Origin of the sequence: Streptococcus mitis SK564, assembly GCF_000148525.1 — a bacterium.
GTDB classification, from domain to species: domain Bacteria; phylum Bacillota; class Bacilli; order Lactobacillales; family Streptococcaceae; genus Streptococcus; species Streptococcus mitis_H.
Genome location: NZ_AEDU01000008.1, coordinates 1 through 24,925 on the forward strand (window position 1 = coordinate 1; position 24,925 = coordinate 24,925).

At 40.0% G+C, this 24,925-nt stretch carries 17 protein-coding genes and 1 other RNA gene; 12 read left to right on the forward strand and 6 right to left on the reverse strand.

Annotated elements, in window-relative coordinates; translation table 11 throughout:
• Positions 1–4,338: ZmpA/ZmpB/ZmpC family metallo-endopeptidase (locus tag SMSK564_RS0102105; protein ID WP_000302956.1), on the forward strand; the 4,338-nt coding region annotated here is incomplete at its 5' end.
• A gap of 343 nt (positions 4,339–4,681) precedes the next feature.
• Here SMSK564_RS0102105 and SMSK564_RS05570 read toward each other — a convergent pair.
• Both SMSK564_RS05570 and rsmG read right to left on the reverse strand, forming a co-directional pair.
• Positions 4,682–5,965: a uracil-xanthine permease family protein gene (locus SMSK564_RS05570; protein WP_004236272.1), complete on the reverse strand. Its 1,284-nt coding sequence runs from the start codon at positions 5,963–5,965 to the stop codon at positions 4,682–4,684.
• Between the two features lie 204 nt (positions 5,966–6,169).
• A complete protein-coding gene (rsmG, locus tag SMSK564_RS05575; RefSeq protein ID WP_000801926.1) occupies positions 6,170–6,883 on the reverse strand; it encodes a 16S rRNA (guanine(527)-N(7))-methyltransferase RsmG in 714 nt (237 codons plus the stop codon).
• A gap of 93 nt (positions 6,884–6,976) precedes the next feature.
• Between rsmG and SMSK564_RS05580 the strand changes: the two genes are divergently transcribed.
• Both SMSK564_RS05580 and htpX read left to right on the forward strand, forming a co-directional pair.
• On the forward strand, positions 6,977–7,537 hold the full coding sequence (locus SMSK564_RS05580) for a LemA family protein (RefSeq protein WP_000219834.1): 561 nt from the start codon (positions 6,977–6,979) through the stop codon (positions 7,535–7,537).
• Position 7,538: 1 nt separating this feature from the next.
• Positions 7,539–8,438: a zinc metalloprotease HtpX gene (htpX, locus tag SMSK564_RS05585; RefSeq protein ID WP_000895737.1), complete on the forward strand. Its 900-nt coding sequence runs from the start codon at positions 7,539–7,541 to the stop codon at positions 8,436–8,438.
• 506 nt (positions 8,439–8,944) lie between these two features.
• Here the strand turns inward: htpX and rlmB are convergent.
• A complete protein-coding gene (gene rlmB, locus SMSK564_RS05590) occupies positions 8,945–9,673 on the reverse strand; it encodes a 23S rRNA (guanosine(2251)-2'-O)-methyltransferase RlmB (RefSeq protein ID WP_000855763.1) in 729 nt (242 codons plus the stop codon).
• Positions 9,674–9,717: 44 nt separating this feature from the next.
• A complete protein-coding gene (gene def, locus SMSK564_RS05595; protein WP_001272954.1) occupies positions 9,718–10,329 on the reverse strand; it encodes a peptide deformylase in 612 nt (203 codons plus the stop codon).
• Between the two features lie 174 nt (positions 10,330–10,503).
• Here def and SMSK564_RS12620 point away from each other — a divergent pair, with 174 nt between their 5' ends.
• The 4 genes from SMSK564_RS12620 (at position 10,504) to ssrA (ending at position 13,718) form a co-directional block, all read left to right on the forward strand.
• On the forward strand, positions 10,504–11,823 hold the full coding sequence (locus tag SMSK564_RS12620; RefSeq protein ID WP_001189737.1) for a CapA family protein: 1,320 nt from the start codon (positions 10,504–10,506) through the stop codon (positions 11,821–11,823).
• Positions 11,824–11,844: 21 nt separating this feature from the next.
• Positions 11,845–12,672 (forward strand): HAD family hydrolase, encoded by an 828-nt coding sequence (locus SMSK564_RS05615; RefSeq protein ID WP_000153518.1) that lies wholly within the window; start codon positions 11,845–11,847, stop codon positions 12,670–12,672.
• A gap of 1 nt (position 12,673) precedes the next feature.
• Positions 12,674–13,309: an SGNH/GDSL hydrolase family protein gene (locus tag SMSK564_RS05620; RefSeq protein WP_000290669.1), complete on the forward strand. Its 636-nt coding sequence runs from the start codon at positions 12,674–12,676 to the stop codon at positions 13,307–13,309.
• 61 nt (positions 13,310–13,370) lie between these two features.
• Positions 13,371–13,718, forward strand: a transfer-messenger RNA (tmRNA) gene (gene ssrA / locus SMSK564_RS12625).
• 247 nt (positions 13,719–13,965) lie between these two features.
• Here the strand turns inward: ssrA and SMSK564_RS05625 are convergent.
• Entirely contained in the window at positions 13,966–14,313 is a 348-nt protein-coding gene (locus SMSK564_RS05625; protein ID WP_000434634.1) for a DUF6568 family protein, read from the reverse strand.
• A gap of 111 nt (positions 14,314–14,424) precedes the next feature.
• Complete coding sequence (locus SMSK564_RS05630; RefSeq protein ID WP_000121689.1) at positions 14,425–16,143, reverse strand: phospho-sugar mutase; 1,719 nt, start codon at positions 16,141–16,143, stop codon at positions 14,425–14,427.
• A 153-nt stretch (positions 16,144–16,296) separates the two neighbouring features.
• On the opposite strand from SMSK564_RS05630, the gene SMSK564_RS05635 reads away from it, so the two are divergent.
• The 5 genes from SMSK564_RS05635 to pulA all read left to right on the forward strand — a co-directional run bounded on the left by SMSK564_RS05635 (position 16,297) and on the right by pulA (position 24,764).
• Positions 16,297–18,198: an ABC transporter ATP-binding protein gene (locus tag SMSK564_RS05635; RefSeq protein ID WP_000584865.1), complete on the forward strand. Its 1,902-nt coding sequence runs from the start codon at positions 16,297–16,299 to the stop codon at positions 18,196–18,198.
• A 2-nt stretch (positions 18,199–18,200) separates the two neighbouring features.
• A complete protein-coding gene (locus SMSK564_RS05640) occupies positions 18,201–19,064 on the forward strand; it encodes an Rgg family transcriptional regulator (RefSeq protein ID WP_004236278.1) in 864 nt (287 codons plus the stop codon).
• A 79-nt stretch (positions 19,065–19,143) separates the two neighbouring features.
• Positions 19,144–20,322, forward strand: coding sequence for an MFS transporter (locus SMSK564_RS05645; RefSeq protein WP_001083043.1), 1,179 nt, complete (start codon positions 19,144–19,146; stop codon positions 20,320–20,322).
• Between the two features lie 92 nt (positions 20,323–20,414).
• Positions 20,415–22,373 (forward strand): NAD-dependent DNA ligase LigA, encoded by a 1,959-nt coding sequence (gene ligA / locus SMSK564_RS05650; RefSeq protein WP_001042576.1) that lies wholly within the window; start codon positions 20,415–20,417, stop codon positions 22,371–22,373.
• A gap of 111 nt (positions 22,374–22,484) precedes the next feature.
• On the forward strand, positions 22,485–24,764 hold the full coding sequence (gene pulA / locus SMSK564_RS05655; RefSeq protein ID WP_000283054.1) for a type I pullulanase: 2,280 nt from the start codon (positions 22,485–22,487) through the stop codon (positions 24,762–24,764).
• Positions 24,765–24,925 lie beyond the last annotated feature (161 nt).

Sequence of the window (24,925 nt, forward strand, 5' to 3'; positions counted from 1 at the left end):
CAACCGGCCTTACCAGAAGCTGTTGTGACTGACAAAGGGGAACCAGAAGTTCAACCAGTGTTACCCGAAGCAGTAGTCACAGAAAAGGGAGAACCCGCAGTACAACCAGCCTTACCCGAAGCAGTAGTCACAGAAAAGGGAGAACCAGAAGTTCAAGCTGAGTTGCCAGAATATACGTCAAAAGTTGCTCCAACTTTGACTTTAGATAAGGTTACAGAAGATGCGATGGATCGTTCAGCTAAATTGGATTACACTCTTGAAAATACAGGTAATGCTGAAATCAAGAGCATTTTAGCTGAGATTAAAGATGGGGACACTGTTGTTAAGCGAGTTAATTTATCTAAAGAAAAATTGACAGACGCTATTCAAGGTTTGGATTTATTCAAAGATTATAAAATTGTAACAACAATGACTTACAACCGTGGTGAAGGTGATGAAACATCTAAATTAGATGAAAAACCTTTGCGTTTGGAGTTGAAAAAGGTCGAAATTAAAAATATTTCATCTACTAATTTAGTGAAGGTAAATGATGATGGTACTGAAACACCTAGTGATTTCATGAGCGAAAAACCTTCTGATGAAGATGTGAAGAAAATGTACTTAAAAATCACTAGTCGTGATAATAAAGTAACACGTTTAGCAGTTGATACAATCGAAGAGATTAATCAGGCTGGCCAAGTTCTCTACAAAGTAACCGCAAGAGCTGTTGACCTTATTCAGCATACTGACCCAAGCAAGATACGTAATGAGTACGTTTATTACATGGAAAAACCACGACCAAAGGTTGGAAATGTATATTACAACTTCAAAGAACTCATTGAAGATATGCAGAAAAAACCTGATGGTGAGTTTAAATTGGGTGCTGACCTTAATGCTACAAATGTATCAGCATTTGGTAAATCATATGTTACAAAAGATTTCAAAGGTAAGCTCTTGAGTGATGGTGATAATCATTATACCATTCATAACTTGTCACGTCCGTTATTTGGCAATGTTATCGGTGGTACAGTAACCAAAGTAAATCTTGGGAATGTAAATATCAATATGCCTTGGGCAGACCGCGTTGCACCGATTGCCGATACTATTAAAGGTGGCGCTAAAATCGAAGATGTCAAAGTGACTGGTAACGTATTAGGTAGAAACTGGGTATCTGGATTTATAGATAAAATAGATAGTGGCGGTACATTGAGAAATGTAGCTTTTATTGGGAATGTGACCTCTATTGGTACAGGTAGTTCGTTCTTGACTGGTATTGTTGGTGAAAACTGGAAGGGGCTGGTAGAACAGGCTTATGTAGATGCCAATATTCGAGGTAAGAAAGCAAAAGCTGCTGGTATAGCCTACTGGTCGCAAAATAGTGGTAATAACCATACTGTAGGTAGAGAGGGAGCTATTAAAAAATCTGTTGTTAAAGGTACAATAGATGTGGAGGAACCAATTGAAGTTGGTGGTGCTGTTGGAAGTCTTAATATGCATGGTTCGATTGAAGATTCTGTTTCAATGATGAAAGTTGAAAATGGTGAGATATTTTATGGTTCACATGATATCAGTGACGATCCTTATTGGACTGGTAACAATGTCAATAGAAACTATGTTGTAAAAGATGTAAGTAAAGGTACTTCATCATACAAACATTCTAAAGAATTGGGGCGTATTAAGCCTATAACACAAGAGGAAGCTGATAAGAAAATTAAAGAATTGTCTATCACAGCAGATAAATATGCAATTACAGAGCCAATTGTAAATAAACTCAACGCTCTCACAACACGTGATAATGAGTATAATAAAACTCAAGATTATGACTCAACGCGTGAGCAGGCATACCGTAACATCGAAAAACTTCAACCATTCTACAACAAGGAATGGATTGTTAACCAAGGTAACAAACTTTTAGAAGGTTCAAACTTGTTGACAAAAGAAGTATTATCTGTTACAGGTATAAAGAACGGTCGATTCGTAACTGATTTGTCAGATATTGATAAAATTATGATTCACTATGCGGATGGCACCAAAGAAGAAATGAACGTGACATCAGTTGCTGATTCTAAGGTGAAACAAGTTCGTGAGTATAGTGTTGATGGTTTAGATGATGTTGTTTACACACCAAATATGGTTGTTAAAAATCGTGATAAATTGATTGCTGATGTTAAAGCTCAATTATCAAGTGTAAAATTGATTTCACAGGAAGTCCGTGCTTTGATGGATAAACGAGATACATCTAGAGATCCTAATGCTAATTCGGATGAACGTAAGAATGGTTATATTAAAGATCTATTCCTTGAAGAAAGTTTTGCTGAAGTTAAAGCAAATCTTGGCACATTGGTAAAACACATACTTGAAAATGAAGATCATCAACTAAACGATAACGAATTAGCTGAACGTGCTTTACTGAAGAAAGTTGAAGACAACAAAGCTAAAATCATGATGGGACTAGCTTACTTAAATCAATACTATGGTTTTAAATATGGTGAGTTATCAATTAAAGATATTATGATGTTTAAACCTGATTTTTACGGTAAGAATGTTAATGTGTTAGACTTCTTGATTAAAGTTGGTTCGAAAGAAAATAACATTAAAGGTGATAGAACTTTAGAAGCTTATCGTGAAACTATAGGTGGAACAATTGGAATAAATGAATTAAATGGATTCTTACATTACAATATGAAGCTATTCACTAACCATACAGATATAAATGACTGGTTTAAGAAAGCTATTGAAAAGAACGCGTATGTAGTTGAACAACCATCAACGAACCCTGCATTTGCCAACAAAAAATATCGTCTATACGAAGGAATTAATAATGGGCAGCATGGGCGCATGATTTTACCTCTTCTTAACTTGAAAAATGCACATTTATTTATGATTTCAACATACAACACTATTTCATTTAGTTCGTTTGAAAAGTATGGTAAAGATACAGCAGAAAAACGTGAAGCGTTCAAGAGTGAAATCAATAAACGTGCTAAAGAGCAAGTTAATTACTTAGATTTTTGGTCACGTCTTGCTACTGATAATGTCCGCGATAAACTTCTTAAGAGTCAAAATGGAGTTCCAACTCCTGTATGGGATAATCATAACGCTCCAGATGGTTGGCCTGATAGATTCGGACATAGAAATGGAAAACCAGACTATACTCCAGTCAGGGAATTCTTTGGTCGTATTGGGAAGTATCATCCTTACCAATATGGATACGGAGCATATGCATATATTTTTGCAGCACCGCAACCGATGGATGCAGTTTATTTCGTTATGACAGATTTAATTAGTGATTTTGGAACATCCGCATTTACACATGAAACTACTCACGTTAATGATCGTATGGTTTACTATGGTGGATATTGGCATCGTCAAGGTACGGATTTAGAAGCCTTTGCTCAAGGCATGTTACAAACTCCTGATAAGTCAACAACAAATGGTGAGTATGGTGCATTGGGTATTAACATGGCCTACCATCGTCCAAATGATGGAAATCAATGGTATAATCCCGACCCTGACAAACTTCAAACACGTGACCAAATCGACCACTACATGAAGAACTACAATGAAGCTATGATGATGCTTGATTATGCTGAAGCTGAAGCTGTTCTTCCTAAGGTTAAAGGTGACAATAGTAAATGGTTCAAGAAAATTGACCGTGAAATACGTCGACCAATGGATAGAAATAAACTAAGTGGTCCTCACCAATGGGACAAAGTGCGTGACTTGACAGACGCTGAGAGAATAACACCACTGAACACCATTGATGACTTAGTAAATAATAATTTCATGACCATTCACGGAAATCCAGGTAACGGACGTTATAGACCAGAGGATTTTACACCAAATTCAGCTTACGTAAATGTCAATATGATGGCAGGAATTTACGGTGGGAATACGAGTGATGGTGCACCTGGTTCATTATCGTTTAAGCACAATGCTTTCCGTATGTGGGGATATTATGGTTATGAAAATGGCTTTATCAGTTATGTATCAAATAAATACAAAGCAGAAGCAGATAAAAACAATCACGGTTTACTAAGCGATAAGCTAATAATTAATAAAGTATCGAAAGGAAACTTTAATACTCTTGAGGAATGGAAGAGACATTGGTACGAGGAGGTTCTTGCTAAAGCTAAGAAAGGCTTTGAAGGTATCGATATTGATGGCGTCCATATCAGTAACTATGATGAGTTAAGGCCTTTATTTGCTAGAGCTGTTCAAAAAGATCTTGATGGTATGTCAGATCCGAAAATTAAAGATCATTTCAAAAATACAGTGGACTTGAAATCTAAAGTATTCAAAGCCCTTCTTAAAAACACAGACGGTTTCTTTAATAAACTGTTTAAAGAAGACATTTAAACGTTTAAAATATAAAGAGGACAGTTTTTTGCTCTCTCTGAAAAATCATCATTTGATGGCTTTCAAAAAGCACCTCAAAAAGGAGTCTGGGACAAAAGTCTAACCTTAAATATAAAAAGCGAACAAAACGAGTTATCTGACACTCAGAATTCTGTCTTGTTCGCTTTTTTTGTATAATCTATCGATTTTTTAAATTTATAATAAAAAATTCCTAAAATCAAAATCTTTTTGTCCCAGACTCTTTTTTTGAGGCTCTTTTGTCTTATTCCTGTTTCCATTGACTATATTATGCTACACGAAAAATCCACTCAGTTGTCTGAGTGGATTAGGTGTATTTAGACTCTTAGTCTTTATTTTCGTATGGCAAGATCAAGTTCAAGATGATTCCTGTCATGGCTGATAGGGCAGTACCTGAAAGTGTAACTGGACCAAGTTTAAGGATAGCTCCTCCAAGTCCAAGGACTAACATAGCACTTGCGATGATTAGGTTACGCATTTGAGCGAAATCAACACGTTCTTTAATCAAGACTTTCAAACCGTTGCTGGCGATAACTCCATAGAGAAGGATTGACATACCACCAAGAACAGAGTTTGGAATGGTTGAAATCAAGGCAGTGAATTTACCAAGGAAGCTGAGGGCAATTGCGATAAAGGCAGCGTTACGGATAACTGAGACAGAAGCGATACGAGTCATACCGATAACCCCTGTGTTTTCTCCATAAGTTGTATTGGCTGGTCCACCAAGGAAGGCAGATACTGAAGTTGCGATACCGTCACCAAGAAGAGTACGGTGAAGACCTGGTTCTTTCAAGAATTGACGGCCACAGATTTGACCCAAAACAGTATGGTCTCCGATATGTTCAGAAATTGTTACGATAGCGATTGGCAAGATGGCGATGGTTTCTGGACCAAAGTAAAGATTGTATTCTTTAAAGGCACCACCAGTGCTAAATGGCAAGTAGAAACCAGGAATTTCAAACCAGTTAGCTTTCAGAACTGGTGTAAAATCCACCAAGCCAAGAGTTAGTGCGAAGAGGTAACCACCGATAATGGCAAAGAGGAAAGGAATGATTCGTAGGAAGCCCTTTCCTTTAGTATTGATAAAGGCAGCAATCAAGAAAGTAACAACCGCTACAAGAGCATTTTTCCAGTTTCCATCAGCTACAAGACCAGCGTTGGTAACAGCTGAACCTGCAAGTCCAAGACCGATAACGATGATCATAGGTCCGATGATGATTGGTGGCAAGAGTTTATCAATCCATTTTGTACCTGCAAAACGAACACCAGCAGCCACAAGGACATAGACCAAACCAGTCAAGATAACCCCTGTTTGGGCAGCAGATACATCACCACCCATTTCTTTCATAGCTAGGGACATAGCTGTGATAAAGGCAAATGAAGAACCTAGATAAACTGGAACTTTAAATCCAGTTGAAATCATGTAGATGAGTGTTCCAACACCTGAAGCAAAAAGGGCAACAGATACAGGCATTCCCAAAATCAATGGTACCAAGATGGTCGCACCAAACATAGCGAAAACGTGTTGGAAACTAAGGAGAATTCCTTTTCCAGCCGAAGGACGTTGGTCAACGTCTAGTAACAAATCAACAGTTGATTCTTGTTTCATATAAACCTCACTTTTGGGCATCAAAAAAGAGCCCATTATTTTACAGCAATAGGCCCTCAGAGTAAGACTTCTTTAAAATCTAGACTTTAAAGAGTTTCAAATATTTCTGTGTCTTCGTCACCTCACGGGATGACATTAAAAACCTTTGCTTGTGATAGTATAGCAAAAATTACAAACTTTGTAAATATTTTTTTACTTAAAAATTTAAAGCGGGCGTTTATTGGGCATGCCAGCCTTACGTGGATATTTATTTGGCGTTTCTTTTTTCTTTTCTACCACTGTGATGTAGCGCGGATCTCCATTTGGTAGGGCGTAGCTGAGATTGTCTTCGACCTTACTAAAAAGGAGGTTGAGGGCATTCTTAGCTTCAAATAACTCCTCAGGCGCATTGCTGGCCTTGAGTGCCAATAGTTTGCCACCAACTTTAAGGTAAGGAATTGTCAATTCAGATAGGACTTGCATACGGGCAACCGCACGAGCCGTTACAAAATCATATTGAGCACGGAAGTTCTTGTCTTGGGCAAAATCTTCTGCACGTCCATGGTAGAAATGAACACCGTCCAAATCAAGCTCTTGAGCCAAGAGTTGTAGGAAGTTGATGCGCTTGTTGAGAGAATCAATGATAGTTACATCTAGCTGAGGATAGAGGATTTTCATTGGTAGACTAGGAAATCCTGCCCCGGCTCCAATATCAAGAAGTTTGATAGTTTCATTGGAAATCAAGCCTTGCAGAATAGGTGCAATCGAATCATAAAAATGTTTGAGATAAACTTCTTCCTTGTCTGTAATAGCTGTTAAATTAATCTTTCCATTCCACTCGACCAAGAGCTCAAAATAACGTTCAAATTGTTTTTTTTGCTGGTCCGAAAGTGGAAGGTTATGCTCGGCAAGCAGGTTGTAAAATGTTTCTGGTTTCATAGTTATTTCCTTCTTTAGTATGATCTTATTTTACCACAATCATTAAAAATTTGATATACTGGTACTAATCTAAAAGTAGAAAGGACTTATATCATGACTTGGATTATTCTTGGAGTTTTAGCTCTTATTGTTATTTTTGTGATTGTTAGCTATAACGGTTTGGTTAAGAATCGTATGCAAACAAAGGAGGCTTGGAGTCAGATTGATGTTCAGTTGAAACGTCGAAATGATCTCTTGCCAAACTTGATTGAGACTGTAAAGGGATATGCCAAATATGAAGGTTCTACCCTTGAAAAGGTGGCAGAACTACGTAACCAAGTGGCGGCAGCGACTTCACCAGCAGAAGCTATGAAAGCTAGTGATGCCCTTACTCGTCAGGTTTCAGGTATTTTTGCAGTTGCAGAAAGCTATCCAGATTTGAAAGCCAGTGCAAACTTTGTTAAATTGCAAGAGGAGTTGACAAACACAGAAAATAAAATTTCTTACTCTCGTCAACTTTATAACAGTGTTGTCAGCAACTACAATGTAAAATTAGAAACTTTCCCAAGCAATATTATCGCTGGAATGTTTGGATTTAAAGCAGCAGATTTCCTTCAAACACCAGAAGAGGAAAAGGTAGTTCCTAAAGTTGATTTTAGCGGTTTAGGTGACTAAGATGTTGTTTGATCAAATTGCAAGCAATAAACGAAAAACCTGGATTTTGTTGCTGGTATTTTTCCTACTCTTAGCTCTGGTTGGCTATGCGGTTGGTTACCTCTTTATGCAATCTGGACTTGGTGGTTTGGTTATCGCACTGATTATTGGCTTTATCTATGCCTTGTCCATGATTTTTCAATCGACTGAGATTGTCATGTCTATGAATGGGGCGCGTGAGGTTGATGAGCAAATGGCACCAGACCTCTACCATGTAGTGGAAGATATGGCTATGGTGGCTCAGATTCCTATGCCCCGTGTTTTCATCATTGATGATCCAGCCTTAAATGCCTTTGCGACAGGTTCTAATCCTCAAAATGCGGCGGTTGCTGCGACTTCAGGTCTCCTAGCTATTATGAATCGTGAAGAACTAGAAGCTGTTATGGGACATGAAGTCAGTCATATTCGTAACTACGATATTAGAATTTCGACTATTGCCGTTGCCCTTGCCAGTGCTATCACTATGCTTTCTAGTATGGCAGGTCGTATGATGTGGTGGGGTGGAGCAGGTCGCAGACGAAGTGATGATGACCGAGATGGAAATGGCTTAGAAATCATTATGCTCGTAGTTTCTCTACTGGCTATTGTGCTGGCCCCTCTTGCTGCCACCTTGGTACAACTAGCTATTTCTCGTCAGAGGGAATTCCTAGCTGATGCTTCCAGTGTCGAGTTGACGCGCAATCCTCAAGGGATGATTAATGCTCTACGTAAGTTGGACAACAGTAAACCGATGAGTCGTCCTGTCGATGATGCCAGCAGTGCACTTTATATCAATGATCCCAAGAAAGGGGGAGGGTTCCAAAAACTCTTTTATACCCACCCACCGATTTCAGAACGGATTGAACGTTTAGAACATATGTAAAATGTGCCTATACAATCCTAAAAAATGAGCATTTTCGTAGTTGGAGATGCTCATTTTCTTATATAAGGAACTCAGAAATCAATTTGTTATGATACAACTTATATTCTTCGAAAATCTCTTCAAACCGCATCAGCTTCACCTTGCCGTACTTAAGCCCAGCCTACGGCTAGCTTCCTAGTTTGCTCTTTGATTTTCATTGAGTATTAGAATTTCTTTAGGAAACTTCGTTCAGAACACATGATATATCGAAGAAGAATCTAGCATCTATGCAAAATGTAAGATGGCAACTGATCTCGTTTTTCGAAAATTAGAGAATATTTTTGGCGTGCTCAGAGTGTGTGTTAGAGACAACTAGACCAGCATAGTAGAGCTTGAATTCATTTTCACGAGCATGGATTTTACAAATCAGCTATTCAAAAACCACACAGTTGTTTTCAGCTTGATTGTGAGTAAAACTGAAATCACTGAGCGGTTTTATTTAGAATCTGGTTTTTGTCCAGCCTCTTTTATAGGCGATTTCGGAAAACTTCGTACATGAGAATGGCTGCAGCAACACTGGCATTGAGACTTTGAACATGTCCATCCATGGGAATGGTAATCATTTCATCAACCTGTTTTTTGATGTTGCTAGAGATGCCTTTTCCTTCATTTCCGATGATGAGGGCGATTTTCCCTTTTGTATTCCACTTATGGCAAGGAGTCCCATTCATATCTGTTCCAAAGGTCCAGAAGCCTTCATCCTTGAGTTTGTCTAGAGTTTGACTGAGGTTGGTTACTCGGGCAATTGGAACGTGCTCAATAGCACCTGTGGCCGTTTTGGCAACGACAGGAGTAACACCGACAGCACGGTGTTTGGGAATGATGACACCTGAAACGTTGGTCGCATCGGCTGTTCGCAAGATAGAACCCAGATTATGGGGGTCGGTTAACCCGTCCAGAATTAATAGCAAAGGATTTTCTTCTTGGCGTGTTTTGACAAGGATTTGGTCCAGCTCACTATAGGCAAATTCGGACACTCGTAGAACAAAACCTTGGTGGACAGCACCTTCAGTCATTTCAGAGAGGGATTTTTTTGAGGTCCAAGAAATGGAGACCTTCTTTTCTGTAGCTAGTTTCTTGACTTTCTCAACATTCTTACCTCGGAGATCTTCTTGGAGGTAGAGTTTGTTTCCAGTGTTTGCAAGGAGGGCTTCGGTAACGGCGTGGACGCCATAGACAATATCATTTGTTTTCATGCCTCTATTATAACACAAAACCCCGTCTTGCAACGGGATTTTCTTTATTCTAGAATTAGTAAACCATCTTTAACTGCAAATGGGTCTTTTTCATTGATACGATCGTAAAACATGATTCCGTTGATGTGGTCAATTTCATGCTGAACAACAATGGAGTTGTAGCCTTTGAGCTTGATGCGGTGTTTTTCTCCATCCTTGTCAAAGTAGTCAACAGTAACGCGGGCATGGCGAATAACATAGCCAGGCACGTTGCGGTCAACAGATAGGCAACCTTCTCCTTCACCAAGAGCAGCGTCTTGAACAGAGTGAGAGACGATTTTTGGATTGTACATAATGGCTTGTAAGTCGTAGGCTTCCTGTGGCGTTTCGCCTTCTTCAACAATATTTGGCACCAAAACAGCGATAATGCGTTTTGAGATATCCAACTGAGGAGCAGCCAGTCCTACCCCACCTCGTAGCCCCATTTTTTCAGCCATGACAGGATCTTGGGAATGTTTGAGGAATTGCATCATCTTTTCGCCAAGGATGATTTCTTGGTCAGACAAGGGAAAAGTGACTTCCTCAGCAACTGCGCGTAGAGTAGGATTCCCCTCGCGGATAATATCGTTCATATCAATTAAGTGAGCAGCTTTTGTAATACGTTCTATAGCAGACATTTTCTCTCCTTTCATTACTTCTACATGATATCACAAAATGACAAGGATTGAAAGCATTACGGCATAGAGCTTTTATAGAAAATGCCTAGTAGGTTCAATTCAATTGTGAAAGAAATACTTATCTGTGTTATAATAAAAAGAAAAGGCTTGCATAAGAAAGTAGGGAGAATGAAGATGCAAAGAAGACAAGATAGAAATCAGAGTGGTTTAGCTTTTCGTTTTATGAAGGGCTTGGTAAACTTTTTTAGGAGTTATCGCAAGTGGAGCAATAAAGGATTTGTGGCGGTACTCTTACTAGCAGTTGCTTTATCAATGGGCTTGGTCTTGTTGTTTGAAAGTTTCCAAGGCATGCCTATGATCAGTCAAAAACGAGATACTATTTCTCAAGAGGGGACTAAGCAAAAGTCTCAGGAGCAGGAAGAGGAAAAAACTGCCAGAATTATGGCCCACGGGGATTTGCTCTACCACGATGGACTTTTCTTTTCAGCTAAAAAAGAAGACGGTACCTATGACTTTCATGAGAATTTTGAGTATGTGACACCTTGGCTTAAGCAAGCAGATTTAGCTATTGGTGACTTTGAAGGAACCATTAATAAGGATCATTATTTAGCGGGTTATCCTCTCTTTAATGCTCCTGCTGAAGTTATGGATGCCATTAAGGATGCAGGTTATCATGTGCTGGATTTAGCTCATAATCATATTTTGGATTCGCAAATTGAGGGAGTTATTTCCACGGCCGATATTATTGAGAAAGCTGGAATCACTCCAATCGGAGTTTATACGCATGAACCACGTGATCAGGCTCCGCTGGTCATTAAGGAAGTGAATGGTATCAAGGTTGCTCTTTTGGCCTATTCCTATGGATTCAATGGAATTGAGCAGTATATTTCTCAGGAAGACTATAATCGTTATCTTTCAGATTTAAACGAAGATAAGATGAAGGCTGAAATTGAACGGGCGGAAAAGGAAGCGGATATCACCATTATCATGCCTCAGATGGGTGTTGAGTATCGATTGGAACCAACTGAAGAACAAAAAGCTCTTTATCACAAGATGATTGATTGGGGAGCGGATATTATCTTTGGAGGGCATCCTCACGTTGTGGAACCATCTGAAACGGTTGAAAAAGATGGAGAAAAGAAACTCATTATCTATTCAATGGGGAACTTCATTTCCAATCAACGGATTGAATCTATGGGAGATGAAGAAAATGCTAAGTGGACTGAACGTGGCGTTCTCATGGACGTGACCATTAAGAAGAAGGATGGAAAAACAACTATCGGAACAGCTAAAGCTCATCCTACTTGGGTCAATCGAACACCAAAGGGAACCTTTTCACCAGAAGGCTATCCTTTATATCATTATCAAACCTATATCTTGGAAGATTTCATAGAGGGTGGCAGTCATCGTGATCAATTAGATGAAGCAACTAAGGAACGAATTGATACAGCCTATAAAGAAATGAACGAACATGTGGGATTGAAGTGGGATTAGTTTGAATCCAGAGGGAAGTAAATGACTATTAAAGTAATTGCGACAGATATGGATGGAACCTTGCTGGATGCTAGAGGCCAGCTGGATCTCCCACGCTTGGAAAAGATTTTAGATCAGTTGGATCAAAGGGATATTCGTTTTGTCATCGCGACGGGTAATGAAATTCACCGCATGAGGCAACTACTGGGGCACTTGGTCGATCGAGTGGTTCTGGTTGTTGCAAACGGTGCTCGTATTTTTGAAAACAATGAATTGATTCAGGCACAGACTTGGGATGATGCCATTGTCGATAAGGCTTTGGCTCATTTCAAGGGTCGAGCGTGTCAGGATCAGTTTGTTGTGACGGCTATGAAGGGTGGTTTCGTCAAGGAAGGTACGATTTTTACAGACCTTGAAAGTTTTATGACTCCAGAAATGATTGAAAAATTCTACCAACGGATGCAGTTTGTGGATGAATTAACTTCTGACCTCTTTGGTGGTGTACTCAAGATGAGTATGGTAGTTGGTGAGGAACGTTTGAGTTCGGTCTTGGAAGAGATTAATAACCTCTTTGATGGCCGTGTTCGGGCTGTATCGAGTGGCTATGGTTGCATTGATATCCTTCAAGCTGGAATTCATAAAGCATGGGGCTTGGAAGAATTACTCAAGCGCTGGGACTTGAACCCCCAACAAATCATGGCTTTTGGCGATAGTGAAAATGATGTTGAAATGCTTGAAATGGCTGGGATTGCCTATGCGATGGAAAATGCTGATGAGAAAGCCAAAGCTGTGGCGACTGCTCTAGCGCCAGCTAACAGCCAAGGAGGAGTTTATCAAGTCTTGGAAAACTGGTTAGAAAAAGGAGAATGAAGTGGCAGTACAGTTATTAGAAAATTGGTTACTAAAGGAACAAGGCAAAATCCAAACCAAATACCGTCACTTAAATCAAGTTTCTGTTGTTGAACCAGACATTCTTTTTATTGGGGATTCCATTGTTGAGTATTACCCTTTGCAGGAACTATTTGGGACTTCAAAGACCATTGTCAATCGAGGCATTCGAGGTTATCAGACAGGGCTGTTATTAGAAAATCTAGATGTGCATCTGTACGGTGGGGCGGTAGATAAAATTGTCCTTTTAATTGGGACGAACGATATTGGAAAAGATGTGCCTTTGAATGATGCTCTCAATAATCTCGAAGCTACCATTCAATACATTGTTCGCGATTACCCACTGGCAGAGATTAAATTGCTTTCTATTTTGCCAGTCAATGAGGGAGAGGAGTACAAGCAGACAGTCTATATCCGCTCGAATGAAAAAATTCAGAAATGGAATCAAGCCTATCAAGAGCTTGCTTCTGCCTATATGCAGGTAGAATTTGTGCCAGTTTTTGATAGTTTGACAGACCAGGCAGGCCAACTCAAAAAAGAATTTACAACTGATGGGCTGCACCTCAGTGTTGCTGGTTATCAGGTTTTGACTAAAGCTTTGAAAGACTATCTTTTTTAGTTAATTGATTTTCTTTTTGCATTTTTGAGTTAGATAAGGTATAATGATTTTATTGTCTTTTGGGGTCGTTACGGATTCGACAGGCATTATGAGACATATTTTGCGACTCGTGTGGCGACGTAAACGCTCAGTTAAATATAACTGCAAAAAATAACACTTCTTACGCTCTAGCTGCCTAAAAACCAGCAGGCGTGACCCGATTTGGATTGCTCGTGTTCAATGACAGGTCTTATTATTAGCGAGATACGATTGAGTCTTGTCTAGTGGCTTGATAAGAGATTGATAGACTCGCAGTTTCTAGGCTTGAGTTATGTGTCGAGGGACTGTTAAAATAATACATAACCTATGGTTGTAGACAAATATGTTGGCAGGTGTTTGGACGTGGGTTCGACTCCCACCGGCTCCATTATTCCTTTGCATTCCTTGGTAAAACGTTGTTAAATCAACGTTTTTTGTTTTTGTCTTTGGTATTCCTTGGTATTCTTTTGCGAAAAAAGGATACAACAAAGGAGTTACAAACAGACTCTATTTTTAAAAAAGGGGATACAAAAAAGGATACAACATTTTTGTCGTATCCTAAAAATCTATGTACTTCACAAAGCGTTCTTCGGCTCCATTATGCATTTTTGTGATTTTAAAACTTGTTAGCTGATTTTTTACAATCCTGCAAATTCTTTGATTTCTTGTGCTGACATTGAAGAGTCGCAACGGACATTGATTTGTCCATTTGCAATGTGAACGAAGCCTGGTACAGTTGGAATTCCATAGCGTGAGCGGAATTCTTGTAACTCATTGAGTTGGCTTGCTTCTTCACTGTTGATGAAGTAGATGTGAGCTTTGGTTTCAGCTACGACACCTGCCAAAGTACCTGCAAATTTACGGCAGTAAGGGCAAGTTTTGCGACCGATAAAGAAGGTTGCAGTTTCTTTTTTATCAAGAGCTTCTTGCGCACGCGCAACTGTAGTGACTTCAAGGTCTTTGATGTTATCTAAAAATTGTTCCATGAGATTACCTCGCTTTCATTGATAAGTCTAGTATGCCATAAAGTTTCTAAAATTGCTTAGATTTGATACGAAAAAAAGATGAGATTGGTTTGTCTCATCTTTTATAGGATTTTATTTTACAAAAGCATTGATTTCTGCTTCGATATTAGCAATCTTAGCTTGTGATTCTTCGTTGGTTTCACCTACAACTGCAATGTAGAACTTGATTTTTGGTTCTGTACCTGAAGGGCGAACAGCAATCCATGAACCGTCAGCAAGTGTGTATTTCAACACATCACTTGGAGGAGTTGTTAAGTTTGTAACAGTTCCGTCAGCAGCAGTAGCTGTTTGAGCTTTGAAGTCTTCTACGATAGTGATAGCTGTTGCGTTCCATTCTTTTGGAGCATTGTTACGGAATTTTGCCATAATTGCTTTGATTTGTTCAGCACCATCGACACCTGAAAGGGTAACAGAGATAGTCTTTTCTGCGTAGTAGCCATATTCTTTATAGATTTCTTCGATACCGTCAGCAAGGGTCAAACCACGTGAACGGTAGTAGGCAGCAAGTTCAGCAACGACTAGAACGGCTTGGATAGCATCTTTATCACGTACGAATGGTTTAATCAAGTAACCGAAGCTTTCTTCAAATCCCATCATGTAAGTGTGATTGTGTTTTTCTTCGAATTCTTGGATTTTTTCAGCGATAAATTTGAAACCTGTCAAAACGTTGAACATAGTTGCGCCGTAGCTTTCAGCAATCTTTGTTACCAAGTCAGTTGATACGATAGATTTGCAGAGGGCTGCATTTTCAGGAAGAGTTCCAGCATTTTTGTGGGCTTCCAAGATGTATTTGGCCATGATAGCACCGATTTGGTTACCTGAAAGGTTGAGGTAGTTACCATCTTTTTGAAGAACTTCAACACCAACACGGTCAGCATCAGGGTCAGTTGCCACAAGAACATCTGCACCAACTTGACGACCAAGTTCTTCAGCAAGAGCAAAAGCTGCTTGGCTCTCTGGATTTGGAGATTTTACAGTTGAGAAGTCAGGATCGGCAGTTGCTTGCGCTTCAACAACTTGAACAGAGTCAAATCCTGCTTGGGCAAGAGCACGACGAGCTAACATTTCACCAGTACCATGCAGTGGTGTGTAGACAATCTTCATGTCTTTACCGAATTCTTCAATCAAGTCTGGGTTGATGTTTACGTCCTTAACTTCTTTAAGGTATTCTACGTCAACAGCTTCGCCGATAACTTCGATCAAGCCAGAAGCTTTTTCAGCTTCCACATCAGCAACTTCAACTGCAAATGGATTTTCGATTGCACGGATATAAGTAGTCAAAGCGTCTGCATCGTGTGGAGGCATTTGTCCACCGTCTTCACCGTAAACCTTGTAACCGTTAAATGGTGCAGGGTTATGGCTAGCTGTGACCATGATACCTGCGAAACAGTTGAGGTGACGAACTGCAAATGATAGTTCTGGAGTTGGACGCAGACTTTCAAATACGTAAGATTTGATGCCGTGTTTAGCAAGAACTGCCGCAGATTCAAAGGCAAACTCAGGTGAGAAGTGACGGCTATCGTAGGCGATTGCCACACCACGTTCTTTTTCGTTTCCACCTTTTGACTCAATCAAACGAGCCAATCCTTCAGTAGCTTGACGAACAACGTAGATGTTGATGCGGTTTGTACCAGCACCAATCAAGCCACGCATACCTGCAGTACCAAATTCAAGATTTGTATAGAAGGCATCTTCCTTTGTTTTTTCGTCCATATTTTCCAAATCTTGACGAAGGTAGTCAGGAAGCTCCGCAAAATCAACCCATTTCTGGTAATTTTCTTGGTAAGACATTAAAATTCTCCTTTTTGTAAATTGTTTTAACCGTTCACATTATAGCACTTTTTAGCGTTTTAGTAAAACGGTAGCATAATTTTCAGAAAAGTAGTGACATATGCCTGTTTATCAAGTCTTGAATGCCTTAGGGAAACATGCTATACTACTTGTATGATTATTTTACAAGCTAATAAAATTGAACGTTCTTTTGCAGGAGAGGTTCTTTTTGATAATATCAACCTGCAGGTTGATGAACGAGACCGGATTGCTCTTGTTGGGAAAAATGGTGCAGGTAAGTCTACTCTTTTGAAGATTTTGGTTGGAGAAGAGGAACCAACTAGTGGAGAAATCAATAAGAAAAAAGATATTTCTCTGTCTTACCTAGCCCAAGATAGCCGTTTTGAGTCTGAAAATACCATCTACGATGAAATGCTTCATGTCTTTGATGATTTGCGTCGGACGGAAAAACAACTGCGTCAGATGGAGCTAGAGATGGGTGAAAAGTCTGGTGAGGATTTGGATAAACTGATGTCAGATTACGACCGCTTATCTGAGAATTTTCGCCAAGCAGGTGGCTTTACCTATGAAGCTGATATACGAGCGATTTTAAATGGATTCAAGTTTGACGAATCTATGTGGCAGATGAAAATTGCCGAGCTTTCTGGCGGTCAAAATACTCGCTTGGCTCTAGCCAAAATGCTCCTTGAAAAGCCCAATCTCTTGGTATTGGACGAGCCAACCAACCACTTGGATATCGAAACTATTGCCTGGCTAGAGAATTACTTGGTAAACTATAGCGGTGCCCTCATTATTGTCAGCCACGACCGTTATTTCTTGGACAAGGTTGCGACAATTACGCTAGATTTGACCAAGCATTCCTTGGATCGCTATGTGGGCAATTATTCTCGTTTTGTCGAGTTGAAAGAGCAAAAGCTAGCTACTGAGGCAAAAAACTATGAAAAGCAACAGAAGGAAATCGCTGCTCTGGAAGACTTTGTCAATCGCAATCTAGTCCGTGCTTCAACGACCAAACGTGCCCAATCTCGCCGTAAACAACTGGAAAAAATGGAGCGTTTGGACAAGCCTGAAGCGGGCAAGAAATCAGCCAACATGACCTTCCGGTCGGAAAAAACGTCGGGTAATGTTGTCCTGACTGTTGAAAATGCGGCTATTGGCTATGATGGAGAAATATTGTCCGAGCCTATCAACTTAGACCTTCGTAAGATGAATGCTGTCGCTATCGTCGGTCCAAATGGTATTGGAAAGTCAACCTTTATCAAGTCTATTGTGGACCAGATTCCTTTTATCAAGGGTGAAAAACGCTTTGGGGCTAATGTTGAGGTGGGTTACTATGACCAAACCCAAAGTAAGTTGACACCAAGTAATACGGTGCTGGATGAACTCTGGAATGATTTTAAACTGACACCAGAAGTTGAAATCCGTAACCGTCTAGGTGCCTTTCTTTTCTCAGGAGATGATGTCAAAAAATCAGTCGGCATGTTGTCAGGTGGAGAGAAAGCTCGTTTGCTTTTGGCCAAATTGTCTATGGAGAACAACAACTTTTTGATTCTGGACGAGCCAACCAACCACTTGGATATTGATAGCAAGGAAGTGTTGGAAAATGCTTTGATTGACTTTGATGGAACTCTTCTCTTCGTCAGTCACGACCGTTACTTTATCAATCGTGTGGCAACTCATGTACTGGAATTGTCTGAGAATGGCTCGACTCTTTACCTGGGAGATTACGACTATTATGTTGAGAAGAAAGCAGAAGTAGAAATGACTCAGGCTGAGAAAGCTTCAACTAGCAATCAAGCAAAAGAAGCAAGCCCAGTTAATGACTATCAAGCTCAGAAAGAAAGTCAAAAAGAAGTTCGTAAACTCATGCGACAAATCGAAAGTCTAGAAGCTGAAATCGAAGAGTTAGAAAGTCAAAGCCAAGCCATTTCTGAACAAATGTTGGAAACCAACGATGCAGGTAAACTCATGGAATTGCAGGCTGAACTGGATAAAATCTGCCATCGTCAGGAAGAAGCTATGCTTGAATGGGAAGAATTGTCAGAGCAGGTGTAAAGATGGAACATCTTGGAAAAGTATTTCGTGAATTTCGAACAAGTGGAAATTATTCTTTAAAGGAGGCGGCAGGGGAATCCTGTTCAACATCTCAGTTATCTCGCTTTGAGCTTGGGGAGTCTGACCTAGCAGTCTCACGTTTTTTTGAGCTTTTGGATAACATTCATGTAACAATCGAAAATTTCATGGACAAGGCAAGGAATTTTCATAATCATGAACATGTTGCCATGATGGGACAAATTGTGCCTCTTTACTATTCAAATGATATTGCAGGTTTTCAAAAGCTTCAAAGGGAACAACTTGAAAAGGCTAAGAGTTCGACGAATCCCCTTTATTTTGAGCTGAACTGGATTTTGATGCAAGGTCTGATTTGTCAAAGAGATTCGAGTTATGAGATGAAGCAGGATGATTTGGATAAGGTAGCAGATTATCTCTTCAAAACGGAAGAATGGACCATGTATGAGTTGATTCTTTTCGGTAACCTCTATAGTTTCTACGATGTAGACTATGTCACTCGGATTGGTAGAGAAGTTATGGAGAGGGAGGAATTTTACCTAGAGATCGGTCGCCATAAGAGATTAGTGTTGATTTTGGCCCTCAATTGTTATCAACATTGTTTAGAGCATCTTTCTTTTGATAATGCTAGTTATTTCGAGGCTTATACAGAGAAGATTATTGGTAAAGGTATTAAGCTTTATGAGCGTAATATTTTTCATTATTTAAAAGGCTTTGCCTTCTACCAAAGAGGACAGTGTAAAGAAGGTTGTAGCCAAATGCAAGAGGCCATGCATATTTTTGACGTGCTAGGTCTTCCAGAGCAAGTAGCCTATTATCAGGAACACTATGAAAAATTTGTCAAAGATTAATTTTCCCAAATAAGGGAAAAAATAAAAAGCTCCTTTCAGTTTTGATACAATAGTTTCAAAATTTGAGAGGAGTTTTTATATGAACCGCTATGCAGTACAGTTGATTAGCCGTGGAGCTGTTAACAAGATAGGGAATATGCTCTATGATTATGGAAATAGTGTCTGGTTGGCTTCCATGGGGACTATCGGACAGACAGTTTTAGGAATGTATCAGATTTCTGAACTCGTCACATCTATTCTCGTCAACCCCTTTGGCGGAGTCATTTCAGACCGTTTTTCTCGTCGCAAGATTTTAATGACGACGGACCTTGTTTGTGGGATTCTTTGTCTGGCTATTTCTTTTATAAGAAATGACAGCTGGATGATTGGAGCTTTGATTGGGGCTAATATTGTGCAGGCGATTGCCTTTGCCTTTTCTAGACCAGCAAATAAGGCCATTATCACAGAATTGGTAGAGAAGGATGAACTGGTCCTCTACAATTCTCGTTTGGAGTTGGTCTTGCAGGTTGTCAGTGTGAGTTCTCCTGTACTTTCTTTTCTGGTTTTACAATTTGCAAGTCTTCGTATTACCTTGGTATTAGATGCCCTTAGTTTTTTCCTCGCTTTTGGCTTAGTAGCCTTGCTTCCAAAGAAAGAAGAGAAGACTACGGGTGAGAAGAAACTCACATTCAGAGTTATTTTTTCTGATATCAAGGAGGGAGTTCACTATATTGTGAAGCAAAAGGAAATCTTCTTTTTGTTAGTCATGGCTTCAAGTGTCAATTTTTTCTTTGCAGCTTTTAATTACCTCCTCCCCTTTTCAAATCAGCTCTATGGAGTTCAAGGTGCCTATGCCACTATTTTAACTATGGGGGCTATCGGTTCTATTGTTGGGGCGCTGTTAGCTAGTAAGATTAAAGCCAGTATGGAAATGCTTCTGTTTTTGTTGGCTCTGACTGGACTTGGAGTGATGATAATGGGATTTTCTCTCCCATCCTATCTTACTTTTTCAGGAAATTTCGTTTGTGAACTCTTTATGACGATGTTCAATATTCACTTTTTTACTCAGGTACAAACCAAGGTTGAAGGTGAATATCTGGGAAGAGTTCTCAGTTCGATTTATACCTTAGCTATACTTTTTATGCCAATTGCAACAGGTTTGATGACCTTTCTTCCAAGTGTCCATCTTTATTCTTTCTTGATTATTGGACTTGGAGTTGTAGCCTTATCTTTCTTAGCTCTCGGATATGTTCGAACCCGTTTTGAAAAAGAGATATAAGTTTGCTTGGACTTCAAAAATAATTTCAAACTAAGTGTTTTTTCCGCCCTTCTCGTTTGTGAGGAGGGCTTAGTTTATGGTAAAATGGTCTTATGAATAAAAGAATGAATGAGTTAGTCGCCTTGCTCAATCGCTATGCGACTGAGTACTATACTAGCGATAATCCATCGGTTTCAGACAGTGAGTATGACCGTCTTTACCGTGAGTTGGTCGAGTTGGAGTCTGCCTATCCAGATCAAGTGTTAGCAGACAGTCCGACCCATCGTGTTGGTGGCAAAGTCTTAGATGGTTTTGAAAAATACAGTCATCAGTATCCTCTTTATAGTTTGCAGGATGCTTTTTCACGTGAGGAGCTTGAAGCTTTTGACGCGCGTGTTCGTAAGGAAGTGGCCCATCCAACCTATATTTGTGAGCTGAAAATCGATGGCTTGTCTATCTCGCTGACTTATGAAAAGGGGATTTTAGTTGCTGGGGCAACGCGTGGAGATGGTTCTATTGGTGAAAATATAACAGAAAATCTCAAACGTGTTAAGGACATTCCTTTGACCTTGCCAGAAGAACTTGATATTACAGTTCGTGGGGAATGTTACATGCCACGCGCTTCTTTTGACCAGGTTAACCAAGCTCGCCAAGAAAATGGAGAGCCTGAATTTGCCAATCCTCGTAATGCAGCGGCAGGCACCCTGCGACAGTTGGATACAGCAGTAGTTGCCAAGCGCAATCTTGCAACGTTTCTCTATCAAGAAGCCAGCCCTTCAACTCGTGACAGCCAAGAAAAGGTTTTGAAGCACCTAGAACAACTTGGTTTTGTAGTCAATCCTAAGCGGATTTTGGCTGAAAATATAGATGAAATCTGGCATTTTATCCAAGAAGTAGGAGAGGAACGAGACAGTCTTCCCTATGATATCGATGGGGTGGTGATCAAGGTAAACGACCTAGCAGGTCAAGAAGAACTTGGCTTTACCGTTAAGGCTCCAAAGTGGGCAGTAGCTTACAAGTTCCCTGCTGAGGAAAAAGAAGCTCAACTCTTGTCAGTTGATTGGACAGTTGGCCGTACCGGTGTTGTAACCCCAACTGCAAATCTAACACCAGTACAACTAGCTGGTACAACTGTTAGCCGTGCGACCCTGCACAATGTGGATTATATTGCTGAAAAAGATATTCGCAAAGACGACACGGTCATCGTCTATAAGGCCGGGGACATCATCCCTGCTGTTTTACGAGTGGTAGAGTCCAAACGGGTTTCTGAAGAAAAACTAGATATCCCTACAAACTGTCCAAGCTGTGACTCTGGCTTGTTGCACTTTGAAGATGAAGTGGCCCTTCGTTGTATCAATCCGCGTTGTCCTGCTCAAATCATGGAAGGCTTGATTCACTTTGCTTCTCGTGATGCTATGAATATTACAGGCCTTGGTCCATCTATTGTTGAGAAGCTCTTTGCTGCTAATTTAGTCAAGGATGTGGCGGATATTTATCGTTTGCAAGAAGAAGATTTCCTCCTTTTAGAGGGGGTTAAGGAAAAGTCCGCTGCTAAACTGTATCAGGCTATCCAAGCATCAAAGGAAAATTCGGCTGAAAAACTCTTGTTTGGTTTGGGAATTCGCCATGTCGGAAACAAGGCCAGCCAGCTCTTACTTCAACATTTCCATTCAATTGAAAATCTGGCTCAGGCAGATCCAGAGGAAGTGGCTAGTATTGAAAGTCTGGGTGGTGTGATTGCCAAGAGTCTTCAAACTTACTTTGCGACAGAAGGCTCTGAAATTCTCCTAAGAGAATTGAAAGAAGCTGGGGTCAATCTAGACTATAAAGGTCAGACTGTAGTAGCAAATGCAGCCTTGTCAGGTTTGACCGTTGTATTGACTGGAAAATTAGAACGTCTCAAACGCTCAGAAGCTAAAAGCAAACTAGAAAGTCTTGGTGCCAAGGTAACAGGCAGTGTTTCTAAAAAGACCGACCTCGTCGTGGCAGGAGCAGATGCTGGAAGTAAACTTCAAAAGGCACAAGAACTTGGTATTGAAGTTCGAGATGAAGCTTGGCTAGAAAGTTTGTAATAATCGTTTAAAATCAGAGTTTAGATGATATAACTATGTTTGTTAGCCGTGACAAAATCGGTCAAGAATTTATTAGTAAAACAGAAACAAATAAAAAAGGAAAAATAAAAAATGTATAACTACCCTATGCGTATTCATTACCATCGCAAGAATGGAGAATACGACACTTGCTCTTTTGTAAAAAGTCAGGATCAACGAATTGATCTACTGACTTATAAAGAGGATTATTTTGGTGCCTTATTTAACTTTGAACATCCAAGTTCTCATGCCTTAGAAAGCTTGAATTTTGTGGTTCATACAGGTCAAACCAGTAAAGAATATGCTATCCGTTTTAATCACTATCCTCTCTTAACGGAGGTCTGGATTTTGGAAGGCGATGATAGAATTTATTATTCTGAAAATCCTGCTATTGCCAGTCCTTTCTATAAAAATCAAAACCCTTTTGCCTTTGATAAGGCCATTAACAGTGCTAGTTTTGATCACCATTGGGGTTATCAAGGGGAATTAGGTTGCCGTGTAGAGGACAATCAGGCTCACTTTGCCCTTTGGGCTCCAACAGCGACAGAAGTGCAGGTTGTTGTTTATGAATCGGCTACTAATGATGCACCTGTTTGGAAAACTTTTGAGATGGAGAGAGGCAATAGCTACTCTTATAACCATAAGGACAATACTATTGGTGTCTGGAGTTTGGATGTTGAGGAAGATTTGACTGGTAAGGCTTATCAATATCAAGTCCAATTCCCTCATCACCAAACACTGACACGTGATCCTTATACAATCGCGACCAGTCCTGATGGCAAACGTTCAGCTATTCTGAGTCATGAAGAAAAGCAAGTTGAAAACTTTGAGGTTAAGCACGGTTCTGAGGCTACTTGGCGTTTGAAAAATCCATGTAAGGCAGTTATTTGTGAAATGCACATTCGTGATTTGACCAAATCACCGACCTCAGGTGTGGATGAACATCTTAGAGGAACGTTCTTGGGTGCGGCTCAGACTGGAACGGTTAACCAGTATGGTCAGTCGACTGCTTTTGATTATATCAAGAAGATAGGTTACAATTATGTTCAATTGCAACCAATTGCAGACCGTCACAAAGAATACGATGAGGATGGGAATGCAACCTACAACTGGGGTTATGACCCACAAAACTATAACGCACCAGAAACGAGCCTTTCAACAAATCCAGATGATCCAGCTCAGGTCATTCGTGATTTGAAGACCATGGTTCAAGCTTATCACGATGCGGGTATTGGTGTCATTATGGATGTGGTCTATAACCATACCTTCTCAGTTGTTGATGCACCTTTCCAAACAACTGTCCCTGATTACTATTACCGTATGAATCCAGATGGTACCTTCCAGAATGGAACGGGTGTTGGAAATGAAACTGCCAGTGAACACGAAATGTTCCGCAAGTATATGATTGATTCTCTTCTATACTGGGTGCAGGAATACAATATTGACGGCTTCCGTTTTGACTTGATGGGGATTCATGATGTCAAGACCATGCAGATGATTCGCCAAAGCTTGGATGAAATTGACCCTAACATTATCCTTTATGGAGAAGGATGGGATATGGGAACAGGTCTTGCCCCTTATGATAAGGCTAAGAAAGACAATGCCTATCAGATGCCAAATATTGGTTTCTTTAATGACAATCAGCGCGATGCTGTTAAAGGGGGAGAAGTCTACGGTGCTATCAAGTCAGGCTTTGTCAGTGGTGCTGCAACAGAACCAATTCTAGCCAAAGCAATCCTTGGCAGTCGTGAATTAGGGACCTATACACATCCAAATCAAGTGCTTAATTATGTAGAAGCCCATGACAATTACAATCTTCACGATTTATTGGCAACTCTTCATCCAGACCAAAGTTCAGAACAAATCATGCGCAAGGTTGAGACAGCCACAGCCATGAATCTGCTCATGCAAGGGATGGCCTTTATGGAAATCGGTCAAGAATTTGGTCGTACCAAACTGGTTGCAACTGGTGAAAATGGTGAGTTGACCCATGATGATAGAGAGCGTGCTATGAATAGCTATAATGCTCCGGACAGTGTAAACCAAGTAAACTGGGACTTGATCAATGAGCGTCAAGATAGCATCGAATTTATTTGTCAGATGATTCGTTTGAAGACAGAAACCAGTGCCTTTTCTTACCCTACTTATGAGGAAATTTACCATCATGTCTTTGTTCATTCAGCAAATGAACACAGTGGTTGGATTGTCTATGAAATTCATGGGGCAGAACACCTATTGGTTGTCTTTAATGCTAAAGGACAAGACTTCAAGTTTGAAAATGCAGGAAATCTGGAACTCTTGGTAAGCAATAGCCACTTAGCTGCTAAAGACACGGTTGGCGGTGTTAGTGCCAGCGTCTATAAAGTCTTGTAGAATAAATTTGCAATTTAATTTCATTTGTGGTGCTTTATCTGTTAATAAAATCAGGAGATTCGTTTCCTGATTTATTTTTTTACTTAAAATTATTTTTTTGTTAGTAAAATAACGAACTTTATGATAGTATTGTTAAAAAACAATTCGTTTTCAAAGCGTTT